Origin of the sequence: Spongiactinospora sp. TRM90649 (assembly GCF_029382225.1) — a bacterium.
Taxonomy (GTDB): Bacteria; Actinomycetota; Actinomycetes; order Streptosporangiales; family Streptosporangiaceae; genus Spongiactinospora.
The window spans coordinates 1-990 of record NZ_JARLTC010000100.1 but is presented as its reverse complement, the minus strand read 5'-3'; the positions used below and the strand labels follow the sequence as shown (position 1 = coordinate 990).

The following is a 990-nucleotide window of genomic DNA, read 5'->3' as shown; positions in this document are numbered from 1 at the left end:
CTAGACGAGTAAGTCCTAATCCGAGTCAGTGGTCATAAGCGATCAGTGACCGGGTGATGGGCTGGCCGGTCTCGCGGTTGTGCCAGATGGCCGTGGTCAGGGCCAGAATGCGCTGAGCGATGCGGACGCTCACTCCGACCGGTGTCCGGCCGCCGTGCAGTTCCAGATCAAGCTGGCCCTTCAGGGTGTCATTGACCGACTCGATGAGCTGACGGATCGGCTTGAGCAGGTGTTCACCCGGGCGGGGCGGGCGGTTGCGGTGCGACGGGCGAAGCAGGCGTGCCCCGCGTCCGGCCAGGAACGCGTCCAGCTCGGCGGAGATGTACCCCTTGTCGGCGATGATCAGCAGGCCGGGACGCTCGGCGAGCAGCCGGGGGTCGTGTTCGCAGATGGCCATCAGCACCCGGCGTTCGTCGATGTTCGGGGTGGCCAGGGCCCAGGTGATCGGGAGTCCGGCGGGAGTGCAGATCAGGTGCAGGCGCAGTCCCCAGTACCAGCGGGAGTGGGAACGGCAGTAGCCGTATCCGGCCCATCCGGCCAGGTCCGAACGGCGGGCGGTGGGCCGGGAACGGCCGCACTCGACCGGGGTGGAGTCGGCCACCCACACCGGATCGCGCCACAGGTCGGTGTCGGCGGCCAGGGCCCGGATCGCGTGCTTGAGCAGCGGCAGGGCCTTGTGCAGGCGTTTGTTGTAGCCGGACTGGCCGGGCAGGTAGGGGAAGGCTCCGGGCAGATGCGCCGGCACGAAACGCAGCCACCGGGCTTCGGAATGGATGCCGAGCAGCGCCTGGGCGACGGCCAGGGTGAGCAGTTCGGCGTCGGTCAGCTTCGGCGGGCGTCCGATCCGGGCCGGACGGCCGAGCCAGTCATCGATCCTGACGTACAGTGCGGTGAGAAGGGTGTTGAGGTCTGTCTTCACAAACCGATCGTCAACACCCTTCGCCATTCCCGCACTCCACGCGGCAGCGACTTAAGACTTACTCGTCTAGC

1 protein-coding gene is annotated in these 990 nt (G+C 67.6%); it reads right to left on the bottom strand.

Features of this window, described 5'->3' with window-relative positions; genetic code table 11:
- Nucleotides 1-25: 25 nt before the first annotated feature.
- Nucleotides 26-919 (bottom strand): IS982 family transposase, encoded by an 894-nt coding sequence (locus tag P3X83_RS43160; RefSeq protein ID WP_277311256.1) that lies wholly within the window; start codon nt 917-919, stop codon nt 26-28.
- Nucleotides 920-990 lie beyond the last annotated feature (71 nt).